Genomic DNA, 14,546 nt, shown 5'->3' on the forward strand with positions numbered 1-14,546 from the left:
TAGAAAATTATACACTGATAAGAATCTAAACTCATACATCCCCACCAACCTCCCCTTCAAAGGGGAGGCTAAGGGCATTTATATATTAGTTACGTAAAGGCTTTCCTTTCTGTAACATATGCTGGATACGCTCTAACGATTTTCTCTCTGTCGCTAGTGATAAGAACGCCTCACGCTCTAGGTCTAATAAGTACTGCTCAGAAACTCTTGTAGGTTCAGAAAGATCTCCTCCTGCCATTACATAAGCGAGTTTATTTGCAATCTTCTTGTCATGTTCAGAGATGTAGTGAGAAGCTTCCATAGAATCTGTTCCTACTAAGAACATCCCTAATGCTTGCTTACCTAATACAAGTACATCATTACGTTTTACCGGTTGTGTATATCCTTGATCTGCCATCTGGCGTGCTACAGCCTTAGCCGTTGCAATCTGACGATCACGGTTTACCACTACGATATCTTTACCGTGCTTAAGTATGTTAAGGTCATACGCTTCATGAGCAGAGGTAGAGACTTTTGCCATACCAATAGTAAGGAAGTGCTCTTGTAGTACGTTTAACTGTACATCACCTTTATCAAACTTATCTGATGCTCTTAAGGCCATTTCCTTAGATCCACCACCACCAGGTATTACACCTACACCAAACTCAACGAGTCCAATATAAGATTCGGCAGCAGCTACAACGCGGTCTGCGTGCAGTGTCATCTCACATCCACCACCTAATGTCATACCGTGGGGTGCAACCACTGTAGGGATAGCAGAGTAACGAAGACGCATACACGTATCTTGGAAATATTTTATAGCAGCGTTAAGCTCATCATATTCTTGCTCTACGGCATACATGAAAATCATTCCAATATTTGCACCTACAGAGAAGTTAGTCCCTTGATTTCCTATTACTAGTCCGTCGTAGTTTGTTTCGGCCATATCAATAGCCTTATTTAATCCTGCAAGTACATCACCACCTATAGAATTCATCTTAGAGCGGAATTCTACATTTAAGATTCCGTCTCCTAGATCTTGTACAGATACTCCAGAGTTTGAGAATACTTCAGTTTGCTTTCTAATGTTATCAAGAATGATAAATGAATCTTGACCAGGTTTTTTTACATGCGCTTTCGCGGAAGCGGAATATACATGCGTAGCACCATCTTTTACAGAATAGAAAGTCTCGATTCCAGCAGCAGTCATGTCTGTTACCCAAGAGGCAACTTCAAGACCTTCTGCTTTCATTAGTTCGATACCTTTTTCTACACCTACAGCATCCCAAATTTGGAATGGTCCGTGCTCCCAGCCGAAACCAGCCTTCATAGCATCATCTATCTTGTAAAGCTCGTCTGTAATTTCTGGAATACGATTTTGTACGTATGCAAATAAGTGAGCAAAAGACTTACGGTAAAATTCACCGGCTTTGTCTTTACCACCTACAAGCACTTTAAAACGATCGTATACATTATCGATAGTTTTAGTAAGCTCTAAGGTTGCAAATTTTGCTCTTTTTGCAGAGCGGTAATCCATAGTATCTAGGTCTAGCGTGAGGATTTCTTTTTGTCCTGTCGCATCAACATTCTTTTTATAGAATCCTTGACCAGTTTTTGAACCTAACCATTTATTTTCCATCATCGTGCTGATGAAACCTGGTAAGGCAAATAATTCTTTTCTTTCGTCCTTAGGGCAGTTTTCTGCAATACCGTTTGCAACATGTACAAGTGTATCAAGACCTACAACATCTACCGTACGGAAGGTTGCAGACTTAGGACGACCTATTACTGGTCCCGTAAGTTTATCTACTTCCTCAACCGTCATTCCCATTTCCTTAACGGTATGGAATAATGACATGATAGAGAAGATACCGATACGGTTACCTATAAACGCTGGAGTATCTTTTGCTACTACAGATGTTTTTCCTAAAAATTGCTCACCGTAGTTGTTTAAGAAATCAAGTACGCTCTGGTCTGTTTTTGGTCCAGGGATGATTTCAAATAATTTCAGGTAACGCGCAGGGTTAAAGAAGTGTGTCCCACAGAAGTGCTTCTGGAAGTCTTCACTACGACCCTCAGACATAAACTGGATAGGAATACCAGAGGTGTTTGAAGTAATAAGTGTACCAGGAGTTCTGTGTTTTTCTAAGTTTTCAAAAACTTGCTTTTTAATGTCAAGTCTTTCTACAACTACTTCTATAATCCAGTCTACATCCTTCACTTTTGCAATATCATCCTCAAGGTTTCCTGTGGTGATTCTACTTGCAAAAGACTGGTTGTAAATAGGAGAAGGCTTACTTTTTAAAGCAGTAGTAAGTGCATCGTTTACCATGCGGTTACGAACTACTTTATCTTCAAGTGTAAGACCTTTTGCTTGCTCTTTAGCATTGAGTTCTCTAGGTACGATGTCTAGTAAGAGTACATCTACACCGATATTTGCAAAATGACAAGCGATACCGCTTCCCATAATTCCGCTACCGATGACGGCTACTTTCTTTATTCTACGTTTTGCCATTATTTTACTAAGGTTTCTTTTTGGTTAAAAACTTTTCTATTTTGAATCAAATCATTGATGGTATCAATAACTTCATAAAAGTTGTTGATTTTTTCTTCACTTATAGTATTTCTCACAGCACCATTAAAGGTCTTTACTTTTGTTTTTGAGAAATCTCTTTTTTCTTTTCCGAATGGAGTAAGATGTATAAGAACACCGCGTCCGTCTGCTGGATTAGGTTTGCGTTCTATCAAGCCTTTTTCTTCCATAGTCTTAAGTGTACGAGATAGGGAAGTAGCTTCCATACCCATACGAGGACCTAATGCTGTAGATGGTGTTCCTTGGTCTGGATCTATACTTAATAAGGCAAAACCAACGGCCATCGTTACATCAAACTCTGCTGCTTGTTCATTATACATTTTCATAACTGCTTGCCAAGTGGCTCTCAAACAGTAGTCTATTGTTTTATCATTCATAGGGTTTTATTCCGAAATCGTTGTAAATATACAATAATTTACTATGCACGCACAGTAGTTTTTATGAATTTTATTGATTTCTACTATTTATTTTACTTGAGTAGTTGCTAATACATTGACTGTAATATACCTCAAGTTCGTAGAATTTTTGTAAATTCTATGTTATTATATCGTCTCATGCTATTCAATACAGTCAAAATGATATTGTATAAACGCTATAACGTTAAAAGGAAGCCATTATCTTTGTCCCTTGAGCCGAACTGTTCAACACCCTAAAACGGCTCTTAAAATGTATCGCCAGTATGATAGCACCAGCAACACCAGTAAATGAGTTTAAGCGCATGAAAGCTTTGCATGGTCTAGAACTTCTAGACACAGCTCAAGAACCAGACTTTGATTACATTACTAAACTTGCTACTTACATATGCAATACGCCTGTAGCCCTCGTCACTCTAGTAGATGAAGACAGACAGTGGTTTAAGTCTAAAGTAGGGTTTGCACCTTGTGAAACCTCTCGAGATAGCTCATTTTGTGCACACGCGATTTTAACACCTAATGAGATTTTTGAGATTCCAGACGCTACAAAGGATTTGAGGTTTGTAAACAACCCACTTACTAAGGGTGATTCACCAGTTATTTTCTATGCTGGAATCCCATTGCGTACTAAGAACAAGATGGCTGTAGGATCATTATGTGTGATTGATCATAAGCCTAATAAACTTAATCAGGAACAAAGAGAAGCACTCATTACCTTAGGTAAGCAGGTAGAACGTCTTTTTGAATTACGATCTGTAAATGCTAAGCTAAGAGCTGCCAAGGAGAACCTCACTAAGCATAATTCTTTACTTCAGGATTTTGCAGGTACTGTTTCTCATGACCTCAAGATGCCACTAGCAAACCTCATACTTACATCAGATATATTAAAGAAGAAATATAATGACGAGATAGATGAAAAAGGTAAAAACTACTTGAGCTACCTTAAAAAGTCATCTATGTCTATGAGTAAGTATATCACTAATATTCTTACGCATTATGAGAGTACCGCTTATGATAAGGATGATGTGCATGAATTCATGCTTAATGATATGCTTGAGGATCTTGTAGACCTTCTTAATATTAACTACGAATGTGAAGTTCATTTCCCAGAAAATAATATAGAATTACATTGCAACAGATCTGCACTAGATCAGATTTTCTTAAATCTTATAGGAAACAGTCTTAAGTATAATGATAAGAAGCATACAGTAATAGATATTAAAGCCACACAAACGGCTAAGCATTTTGAATTTTCTGTAAGAGATAATGGTCGCGGTATTGAAGAAGATAAGGTTGATAGCATATTTACTCTTTTTAGTACTGTAGGACACCTTGATAAGAATGGAGAACGCGGCCATGGAATTGGACTTTCTACGGTGCAGAAACTTGTAAATAATCTTGGTGGTACGATAAGAGTTGAGTCGGAGCTAGGGAAATTTACAGAGTTTATTTTCACGATTGCAAGGTAGGTTATTACGCTTTCGCGAAAGCGTAACGCTTCATTTTAATGATGATTCTAGCCTATAAATTTTACTGTAGGTGTATGGCTACCAAATAGGATGGCTGTAGACTGTAATCGTTATTATTAAGTTAATTATCACTTAGATTTACGTTAATCTCTAGTCAATCAAATTTGGACTAACCTATATTAGTCCAAACAATCAAATCAAACAAGACTACATGTTGAAAATTACCCAGTTATTGCTTACATGCCTTACTATTTGTATAGCAAGTACAGTGTATGCGCAGGACCTTCCTGTTGCATCTATAAAAAAGAGTATTGAAACATTTAAAGAAAATGCTCGTGGTCCTTACAAAAAGATTGAATGGTTTTGTAAAGATGGTACACAGCGCGAAGCACGTGACCCTTGTCCAGATGACATAGGTGGTGGAGTACAACATGCTAGTTACAGTGATGATCTTATCGCACTAGGTAAAAAGCACCATTTATATGTGGCAGACATTCTTGCAAATACAGACAAAGAACTTTTTTGGGATGTGGCAAACGACCATAGCCGCATTAAACAATATCAACTTGCTCGCTACTTGGGGAGTGTAGATGATGGATGGGTGCAGCGCAAATCTCAATATTATAGAGGAGCTGTACAATCTGAAGATGAAGAAGCATGGGGTATCGACTTTTATGAGTGGCTACTGCGTAGCGATACGAGACTAAGACAAAATTACTATTTACTGCGTCAAACATTGCGAGATATACCACACGATGGTGATAGTAACATTGCACAACGTATGCGTAGCGAATCAAAAATCCTTGCCGAAGATTATCCTAAGTTTATGGATGCCCGTATTAAGATACATGGTAAACCTAGCGTGAGTGATATCCAGATGGTACAAGAATTTAGAGCAAAGCATAAAGGCAATCTTTCTGATAAATTGAAATCTCAGTTTGATGCTTTAGAAAAAACAATGGCTGCTTTTTATGCACCTATTAACTTTAAGGAATTACAAGCACAAGTAAATCAAGTATCTGTAAAAAATGAGCTCACAGAACGTATAACAAGCTTTCTTGCAAACAGCGAGCGTGATGCCTCTCCTGAAATATTAGTGCCAGAAATTGCAGACATTTTGTGTTTAATTCGCCAAGAGATAGAAACTTTAGATAGAGGGAGTGATAAGCTCACAATGCTTGACCTCTCTAACGAGCTTGAAGATATACTCCTTATAAAAACACAAGAGTGGAAACCAGAGACACTCAAGAGTTTACTATATAAGATACAGACGTTGGGTTATGCCGCAACGGGAACAGGACTTATAGAAATGAATGAGTGGGCAGCGGTAGAGCCTTATCTCATCGCCGATAGCTACCATAATGATAAGAGTGTTGCACAACTAAACGATTTTCTTGCCACATCAAGGGGACTTGTAGAGTGGAGCGCTTCTCAGGTAAAAGCAAACTATCAAGAAATTGTAGATATTTATGCGCAGTTTGAGCCTAAGGCATATGGCTTCATAGATGATCGTGTACGCTCGTCTGTTGCTCTTGACTTAGGAGAGAGTGTAAGTACGTTAGGAGCTTTTATCGCAAAGCATTCAGGACTTGAAAACAAGGTGATGGATATAGATGGGCAATCTTCTGTAAGAGGATTAAATCCTGGCTATGCTTATGGTGAGCTTGTGGTTATAGAAGGATCTCCAGAAGGAGTGGAGGTAGATACGGAGAAGATTTACGTTTTTGAAAAACCGCCATCAGATCTTAAACCCGTTGCTGGTATTATGACTGTGTCAGAAGGTAATCTTGTTTCTCACGTGCAATTACTTGCTAGAAATTTAGGTATTCCTAATGCGGCCTTATCTCAAGAAAACCTTCAGGATTTGAGTAAGTATAGCGGTAAGAACGTGTTTTATGCAGTTTCAAATAAAGGAAGTGTTATCATAAAAGGCGAAGATGATATTACAGATGAGGAACGTGAGTTATTTACAAAGAAACAACGTTCTACTAGCCAAGTAACGGTACCTGTAGAAAAAATTCAACTTGATAAAAAGGATATTATAAATATGCGAGATCTTGATGCAAGTGCATCTGGAAAACTTGTAGGTCCTAAAGCAGCAAATCTTGGTCAGCTCAAAAAGATGTTTCCAGAGCAGGTGGTAGAAGGTCTTGTGATTCCTTTCGGAATATTTAAAGATCATATGGATCAAAAGATGGCTAGCTATGATGGTTCTTATTGGGAATTTTTAAATAACGCTTTCGCGAAAGCGGAAGACATGAAAACCTCTGGCGCATCGTCAAAAGAGATAGAGACCTTCCAAGTGGAAGAGTTGAAGAGGTTGCGTGATGCTATCAATTTAATGACGCTGAAACCGTCATTTGTGAATAGTTTGCGAGCAGATTTCCAAAAAGTATTTAAATCACCTATAGGCAAAACACCTGTGTTCTTACGTAGTGATACAAATATGGAAGACCTTGAAGAGTTTACAGGCGCAGGATTGAACTTGACCCTCTTTAATATACTTGATGAAGATAAAATCTTGAAAGGAATTAAAGACGTTTGGGCTTCTCCATACACGGAGCGTAGCTTTAAGTGGCGCCAGCAATATCTGAGTAATCCAGAAAATGTATTTCCATCCATTTTAATAATACCATCTGTAGACGTGGATTATAGTGGAGTGATGATTACCAAAGGAATTAATCAAGGGACAGATGAGGATCTTACTATTGCCTTTAGCCGTGGTGCAGGAGGAGCAGTAGATGGCCAAGCTGCCGAAACTAGACTTGTAACAGCAACGGGCAGCAGGTTACTTTCTCCTGCACGTCAAGCAGATTATATACGCTTGCCGGCAACGGGAGGTGTTAAGAAGAACATAGCCACTTTTGATAAGCAAATACTCAACGAGAAAAACATAAATGATATACGTGCAATAGCTCAGTCTATAAGAACACGCCTTCCAGAAATGACAGGATCTACTTATGATGGAGCTTATGATGTTGAGCTTGGATTTGAGAATGACAAATTGTGGTTATTCCAGATTAGACCTTTTGTAGAGAATAAAACGGCAAAGACTTCTGAATATTTAGAATCTATTTCGCCTGTAATTAATGAAGACTTTTTAATAACCTTAGACGCACCAATAAACTAATGAAGACATTTATCACATTTACATTTATTGTATTATCCACACTTGTTGCCACGATGATCTATCCTATAGATGGCTATGACAGCACTGGAATCAAAAGATTGTATCGTCTTCAAAAAATGGAGAAGGATAGCATTACTAATAAGCGTATTCCTAATGGAGCTTATTTAAAACTAAATGATATTAAGTTGAATTTGCTTTCGCGAAAGCAAGATTCTCTTGGTGCACTTCTCGTTGAAGATCCAGAATTTGCGCGTGCTATTGCAAGAATCACTCCTGGCGGAAACTACTCCCTTGCAGTTCTTGATATGAGCGATCCAGAAAACTTGAAATATGCAGCCCATAGAGAGAACGCTGGTTACCAGCCAGGAAGTGTGGGTAAAATTGCCGTACTAAACGGTTTTTTTAATGAGCTTGCAGAGACTTATCCAGATGATTTTGCACTACGTACAGGACTTATGTGTAATAAGCGCGTAAAAGCACGTTACTGGGGTACAGGAGATCATCACACCATTCCTATTTATGATATTGAAAAGGATAAGCTTACAAAACGCCAAGTAGTGGCAAGTGATGAGTTTTCATTATACGAGTGGGCAGATCATATGGTGTCTGTAAGTAACAACGGAGCTGCAAGTGTATTATATAGAGAAACGATGTTGCTAGACGCCTTTGGAAGAGATTATGCAGACTTAACAGAAGAAGAGTCTGAAAATTACTTTGTAGAGACAGATAGAGACTCTCTTACAAGCCAAGCAAACAGAGTTGTAAATCAGCCTCTAAGAGAGCTAGGGATAACAGAAGATGACTGGAGACTAGGAGGGATGTTTACGAGACCTGCCGGAAAATATGTAGGTCGTGAAGGTGGAAGTATAGGAACTCCTAAAGGACTCATGAAGTTTCTAGTAGCCTTAGAGCAAGGAAACGTAATAGATGAAGAAAGCTCACTAGAGATGAAGCGTTTATTATATATGACAGATAGAAGAATACGTTATGCACAATCTAATAGACTTGATGATGCCGCTGTGTTTTTTAAATCTGGATCATTTTATAAATGTGATCGCAGTAAAGACCCAGGATGTAAGGATTATGCCGGAAATGTATATAACTATATGAACTCTGTAATCATTGTAGAGCAACCTAATGGAAAGAAGTACATAGTTTGCTTAATGACCAATGTGCTTAATAAAAACTCTGCTGGAGCTCACATGTATCTAGCAAGTAGTATTGATGAGGTGGTGAATCCATCCTAGTCATCACAATTAATTAATACCTTTAAAAATGCCCATTAGAACTCATCTAATGGGCATTTTTTATATTATTTGTTAGCTTTCTGAGAGCTTTTAAGACCTTGAAGAACTCTCGTTGCTAGCTTGCTTATGCCTTTGTTTCTATGTTTAGTAAAGGATTGTGTAATGGGAATGTATCTCGCATCCTCTAAGATTTCTATAAGATGTAGCATGGCGATATTCATTTGCCTGCTTCGGTTTCTTATTAAATTACGAATAGTTTGAAATTCTGACTGATCTTCTATTTCAAAGTGTGCTGTATCTGCTCCTTCTGTTTCAATAATATTGTACTCTAGCAGCGGTAAGATCTTATTCTTAAGTTTAATGTGAAGTAGGTTATCTAAAAATTCGATAGCGTTCACTTTTGCATTATCATCATCACTTTTTAAGCCTAGAAAAGCAGCTGTAATGTCGTCTTGGTTATAGCGTATGCTCAGTAAAGTAAAAATACTATTCAGACTCAAATCTACTTGTTCTCTTAAAATCATTACAATTGCCTCGCGTGCGAGTAAGATTTCTGTTTGTTTATCTGTGGAGCTTTCCAGCATACTTGTGTTATTTACAAGTTTTAAAAAAGTTGATAGGGCATTTATAGTACTTTGATAATAGTTGCTTTCCGTTAGGATGTACCTCGTTATACGTCGCTTATCAATTACTAGAGAAGGATTTTGTGTGCTCAGCTTTAGCAGTGATTTTGAGGCATTTTTACGTACGATAAGATTATTACTAGCTAGAAATTTATATAAAATGCGCACTGCATTCTGAGAATTAAAAGTTGCAATAACCTTAGGTAGATTTCTTTTTATGTCAAGGCTGAAAGCATCCTCACTTTCTAACTGAAGCAGGGTTTTGGTAATTTCTGGTCCGTACTGGGTTAAACTTTTTATAGCAGTCTTACGTAAGTCCTTATCCTCCAGATATTGTAATAGATGTCCTACAAACAATGGATCTGTAGTGATACCTGCAGCTTGAATCGCTTTTCTAGCAACAGAACGTTGCTTATTACTAAAATGAATAGAAATGAAATAATAAAATTCTTTCATCCCAGAGTATGCAATCGTTAACAGTAATTCTGATGTTTCTTTTTGATTTTCTAATCCTTCGGGAGTTCCTAATCTCTCAATTTCTTTGGTAATACGATTTCTTAAGTCAAATCGCGTTGCAAGACGATCATTAGTGCGCGCATCTTGTGCGAGACAAAGTAATGCCGCTTTTGATATTCTTTGATTAGCGTGGTTGAGGTATTCGTTAAAAACGCTGTCGTCTTCTAATTGGGTGTGATGCAATAAGTATTGTAATACAGCGAGTGTGAGCGCATCATCTTCGTTAGAGAGTAGTGTCTTCACCTTAGCTAGCGCTGTACCTTCTTTGTAAATATATAATTCTTCTAAAGCTGCTTTTTTTACAGCGTTAGAAGGGTGATCGAGAAGTTTTACAATATGTGACTTAAGAGGATTGAGTTTTGTAGTAGATAACCTCGTAAGGAGCGTTAGTATTTCTTGTTCTTCACCAGTTTGTAAAATACGTCTCGCGGTAGAGATTGTTCTATCTTCTTGGAATGTCTTTTTAGAACTCTCCTTATTGAGAAGTAAGCTCTTCAGGTTAGTTCTGAAAGAGTCAAAATAAGCATCTCTTAATTTGTAAATTAAAATGAGCCAAACAAATAGAAAAAAGAGTGTGAGTACTGTCACAAACTTAGTGTCTAGTTCCATTCCTTTTATAACAAAAATGAGCAAAAATCCTGCGAGACCCGTAGCAACACTGTCTACCACAATATCTATAAATGATTTAGCTTGATTTTTGATAGCATAAGGTATGGGTAAAATAGATAGCTCGGCAGCTGCTTTGTTTATTGATTGTTTGAAACTACCATCTAATCCTTTGATAATGATAAGTACCCAAAGCTCAGGTACCGTAAGAAATAGGAGGGATCCCAAAGCAATCCCTAGTGGAAGGATGAGCATGGTTGAGGTTACCCCAAGATAACTGAGCACTCTGTTTGTGATAAACAGCTGAATTAATAGTGCAACGACATTAAATGATGAGAACCAAAAACCCAAAAACGAAGCTAACTCATCTGAATCTGGCAATGCTCTATGCGCAAAATCACTGAATTGAAAATCTACGAGCTTAGCAACAACTACGCTTACACCAATTATAGACGCGAGGTATAGTAAATGCTTTGATTTTGATATGAGTTGGTACGCATTGCGGTCTGGCGAAGTTGCTTGATGTACTTCCTTCTTTCTAGAATAAACGGTAAGCGTACGGAGCCTTAAATTCCATATGTGGTGTAAAATGGGCACACATGAGAGAATAAGAATACCTGCTATGAGAATAGAAACCTTATTCCCGAACATGGCAGAAATAAGCGTTGTCAAATATCCTCCAAAAATACCTCCAGCAATAGCACCAGCTCCTATAAAACCAAATAAGCGCTTTGCTTCTCTAGCATTGTACACCATATTCGCTAGTATCCAGAACTGTGAAGTAACTACAACTGCAAAAAGCGATATAAGAACATAATAGAGATAAAGTATCCAAACATTAAGAAACTTGAAGTGTAGCGCTACAGAAAGAATAATGAAAAATAGACAAAAAGCAGAGAGTGTGATTGTCGCAACTCTCTTGAACGAATACTGTTTAAGCGCTTTGTTATAAAAAAACGAACTAACAATAGCTACCACAGCAACCATAAGATACCCGTACGGTAATTTTTCTGCACCTAGTGCAGAGAGGAAAAGCGCATTTACTGTAGGCTTAACAATGAGCAATACTGTAATCACCAAAAAGATGTACAGTTGCATAAAAAAAGAGATGGTGATTTCACCATCTCTTATATCAAAGGCTTTTTTATAAAGTCTTTTTATCATTAATTATGTTTGGATTGTGAGATGCTCTAGTTGAATGCTAAAGCTCGTGATTTTTTCATTGCTTTTTCTAAAGGAATTACTAAATCTCTAACAATCTGCTCTCCTTGAGAATCATCTATAAGAGCAACCAAAATATATTTACGCTCAGGTCCCCATACTAACACAGAATCTGAGTGCCAGTTTTTCCATGACCCTGACTTTCTATAGATATCAGCTTTTGGAGCAATTTTATCAAGGGTATTTACAAATTTGTGGTGTAATGCAGGATCTTTCATGATTTTAAGCATTTCTAAAGATCGTGCTGGGTTAATAAGATTTCCCATTGCAAGTTGGTAATAAAAACTACACACTTGTCTTGCAGTAGCAGCATGGCTGAGACCTTTCATAGGTTCTGGGTGGCGTCTTCCGCCAGCAGCATATCTTTTACCTACCCATAAACCTCCACCTACTTCTTCATCATAAAGTTTAAGCTGATCGCTACGTAGTACTTGTTCTATTTTTTCATAACCTACACGGTCAATCATACGTGTAGATGCAGCATTATTTGATTTACTTATCATGAGGTGCATATCCTTGCGTACTTCCTTAGAATCTTTGAGTTCGCCATTTTCTATAGCGTCCATAGCTGCAAGTAAAATCGCAATTTTGGGTAGACTCGCTGCATACATCATAAACTCATCGTTTAATCCTGCATATTCTATTCTATCTACATTACTCATATCTACAATACCTATAGACATTTTATTTGCTTTGACCATGCTCTTCCATTTAGGATTCTTTGCTATTTCTTGAGAAAGTAGTTCTTGAAGAATAGGACTAGAATGTGTCTCTAATGGAGCGACATCACTTACCGCTAGTGGAAGATTTTGTGCCGTCATCATTGAGGCAAGGAAGGAGCACATAAATAGCGCAATGTATTTCATAAATATATGTTTTTTTAAAGATTTCTTATAGTATACAAAAAGGCTGCCAAAGATAGCAACCTTTACTGTTAAAACGATAAAAACGTTCTATAATCAACTATAGTATTTACTGTATTCTTAAAGTTATTATAAAATTGAGTGTTGTACTCGGCAAGCTATTTAGAACCCTACCGCAGTATCATCTCCACGTCTATCTGCGCCACCTTCTAAGGTGCCTTCAGGAAGCACTAAAATACCGTCCACTTTTCCAATAACTGGAGATTGCTCTTCATTAGTATTATATCCCTTTTCTTGTAATCTTTTTATAGTTTCAGCATCGAAACTATTTGGTTCAAATAATACAACATCTGGCAACCACTGGTGGTGGAAGCGTGGTGCATTAACCGCTTCTTGCATAGTCATTCCATATTCATGTACGTTAAGTATCGTTTGCAGTACAGACGTTATAATCGTAGAGCCTCCAGGAGTTCCTACGGTCATCCAGAACTCCCCATCTTTTTCTACTAGCGTAGGAGTCATACTTGATAGCATGCGCTTCCCTGGTTCAATCTTATTAGCTTCGGCACCTATGAGGCCAAACATATTAGGCACTCCAGGTTTGCTAGAAAAATCGTCCATTTCATTATTTAAAAAGAAACCTATCTCGCCTACATATAATTTTGATCCATAAGCACCGTTAAGCGTTGTTGTCACGGCGATTGCATTACCGTACTGATCTATCGCACTGTAGTGTGTGGTTTCCATACTTTCATAACCTGGTAACTTCCCGTGGCTCATATCACTTGATTTTGTTGCGGTATCCCAAGAAAAAGTATCCATTCTATTTTTTGCATACTCGTCAGAGAGTAATGTTTCTAGCGGAATTTCTACAAAGTCGGGATCACCTAGATAAAAGCTACGATCTGCATAGGCACGACGCTCGGCTTCGGTAAGTAGCTGGATGCTTTCTACTGTATTATGTCCATATTGTGAGATGTCGTAAGGTTCAATCATCTGCATGATTTCAGATAAGCAAACACCACCAGAACTAGGAGGGCTCATGGATATAATCTTTAGGTTATCATATTCAAAAGTTACTGGAGTGCGCCATTTTGCTTCGTAAGTAGCAAGATCTTCCATTGTGATGATGCCACCTTTTGATTGTAGATAGTTTACTAACTTCTGTCCAGTCTCTCCTTTGTAAAATTCATCTTTACCGTTTACAACAATGCGCTCTAGTGTTTTTGCAAGGGCTTCATTTTTGAGGGTAGACATTTTCGCGAAAGCGTTTGCATATAAAATACTATCTCCATTAAGCTCGATAAATTTCTCGCGCAACGCATCAAATCGTTTTGCCTGATTTTCTGTAACCACATAACCATTGCGGGCAAGATCTATTACTGGCTGTAAAATCTGGGACATAGGTAAAGAGCCAAACTTCTCATAAACGGCAAACATACCCGCAAGACCTCCAGGAACACCCACAGCAAGGCTTCCCTCTGTGCTCAAGTTAGGAATCACATTACCATCTTGATCAAGATACATATCGTGCGTAGCGGCTGCGGGAGCCATCTCTCTATAATCCAGCGCGCCTATCTCGCCATCCTTAGTACGATATACTAGAAAACCACCACCACCTAGACTTCCTGCAAAAGGATAAGCCACGTTGAGCGCCATATCTGTTGCAATCATGGCGTCAAAAACATTACCGCCTTGCTCCATAATTTCTGATCCTATGCGTGAAGCTTCTTCTCGAGCAGAAACTACCATAGCTTTTTGTGCAATTACTCCATGTACGGGCTCAGGAGCGGGTCTTTCTGTTTTGCAAGTGATAAATAAAAGTGGGGAGAGCAGTAAGAATAGTTTTTTCATGTAGTTGAATTTTCTAACGTAAATATATCAAA

Annotated in this window: 8 protein-coding genes; 3 read left to right on the forward strand and 5 right to left on the reverse strand. The window is 38.1% G+C overall.

All coding sequences use genetic code 11. From position 1 onward, the window contains the following. Nucleotides 1–85 precede the first annotated feature (85 nt). Nucleotides 86–2,494 (reverse strand): 3-hydroxyacyl-CoA dehydrogenase/enoyl-CoA hydratase family protein, encoded by a 2,409-nt coding sequence (locus tag JM84_RS09115; protein ID WP_144783850.1) that lies wholly within the window; start codon nucleotides 2,492–2,494, stop codon nucleotides 86–88. Beyond that, nucleotides 2,494–2,949 (reverse strand): MarR family winged helix-turn-helix transcriptional regulator, encoded by a 456-nt coding sequence (locus tag JM84_RS09120; protein WP_013752306.1) that lies wholly within the window; start codon nucleotides 2,947–2,949, stop codon nucleotides 2,494–2,496. Before JM84_RS09120 ends, JM84_RS09115 begins: the two co-directional genes overlap by 1 nt. Nucleotides 2,950–3,251: 302 nt before the next feature. Here JM84_RS09120 and JM84_RS09125 point away from each other — a divergent pair, with 302 nt between their 5' ends. The 3 genes from JM84_RS09125 to JM84_RS09135 all read left to right on the forward strand — a co-directional run bounded on the left by JM84_RS09125 (nucleotide 3,252) and on the right by JM84_RS09135 (nucleotide 8,831). Beyond that, nucleotides 3,252–4,454, forward strand: coding sequence for a GAF domain-containing sensor histidine kinase (locus JM84_RS09125; RefSeq protein ID WP_144783852.1), 1,203 nt, complete (start codon nucleotides 3,252–3,254; stop codon nucleotides 4,452–4,454). A gap of 211 nt (nucleotides 4,455–4,665) precedes the next feature. After that, nucleotides 4,666–7,584 (forward strand): PEP/pyruvate-binding domain-containing protein, encoded by a 2,919-nt coding sequence (locus tag JM84_RS09130; RefSeq protein ID WP_144783854.1) that lies wholly within the window; start codon nucleotides 4,666–4,668, stop codon nucleotides 7,582–7,584. Next, nucleotides 7,584–8,831, forward strand: a complete 1,248-nt coding sequence (locus JM84_RS09135) for a serine hydrolase (protein ID WP_144783856.1) — start codon at nucleotides 7,584–7,586, stop codon at nucleotides 8,829–8,831. The genes JM84_RS09130 and JM84_RS09135 overlap by 1 nt, the downstream gene beginning before the upstream one ends. Before the next feature lie 65 nt (nucleotides 8,832–8,896). Here JM84_RS09135 and JM84_RS09140 read toward each other — a convergent pair whose 3' ends face one another. The 3 genes from JM84_RS09140 to ggt form a co-directional block, all read right to left on the reverse strand. Continuing rightward, nucleotides 8,897–11,740, reverse strand: coding sequence for an Npt1/Npt2 family nucleotide transporter (locus tag JM84_RS09140; protein ID WP_144783858.1), 2,844 nt, complete (start codon nucleotides 11,738–11,740; stop codon nucleotides 8,897–8,899). 26 nt (nucleotides 11,741–11,766) lie between these two features. Then, a complete protein-coding gene (locus tag JM84_RS09145; RefSeq protein WP_013752301.1) occupies nucleotides 11,767–12,663 on the reverse strand; it encodes a serine hydrolase in 897 nt (298 codons plus the stop codon). A 159-nt stretch (nucleotides 12,664–12,822) separates the two neighbouring features. Next, nucleotides 12,823–14,514, reverse strand: a complete 1,692-nt coding sequence (ggt, locus tag JM84_RS09150) for a gamma-glutamyltransferase (RefSeq protein WP_013752300.1) — start codon at nucleotides 14,512–14,514, stop codon at nucleotides 12,823–12,825. Between the last annotated feature and the right edge of the window lie 32 nt (nucleotides 14,515–14,546).

This window comes from Dokdonia sp. Hel_I_63 (assembly GCF_007827285.1).
In the GTDB taxonomy this organism is placed as follows: Bacteria; Bacteroidota; Bacteroidia; order Flavobacteriales; family Flavobacteriaceae; genus Dokdonia.

Excerpts from the sequence above, each read along its gene's own strand:
- JM84_RS09115 (WP_144783850.1), bottom strand. The coding sequence starts at position 2,494 with ATGGCAAAACGTAGAATAAAGAAAGTAGCCGTCATCGGTAGCGGAATT.
- JM84_RS09120 (WP_013752306.1), bottom strand. The coding sequence starts at position 2,949 with ATGAATGATAAAACAATAGACTACTGTTTGAGAGCCACTTGGCAAGCA.
- JM84_RS09125 (WP_144783852.1), top strand. The coding sequence starts at position 3,252 with ATGATAGCACCAGCAACACCAGTAAATGAGTTTAAGCGCATGAAAGCT.
- JM84_RS09130 (WP_144783854.1), top strand. The coding sequence starts at position 4,666 with ATGTTGAAAATTACCCAGTTATTGCTTACATGCCTTACTATTTGTATA.
- JM84_RS09135 (WP_144783856.1), top strand. The coding sequence starts at position 7,584 with ATGAAGACATTTATCACATTTACATTTATTGTATTATCCACACTTGTT.
- JM84_RS09140 (WP_144783858.1), bottom strand. The coding sequence starts at position 11,740 with ATGATAAAAAGACTTTATAAAAAAGCCTTTGATATAAGAGATGGTGAA.
- JM84_RS09145 (WP_013752301.1), bottom strand. The coding sequence starts at position 12,663 with ATGAAATACATTGCGCTATTTATGTGCTCCTTCCTTGCCTCAATGATG.
- ggt (WP_013752300.1), bottom strand. The coding sequence starts at position 14,514 with ATGAAAAAACTATTCTTACTGCTCTCCCCACTTTTATTTATCACTTGC.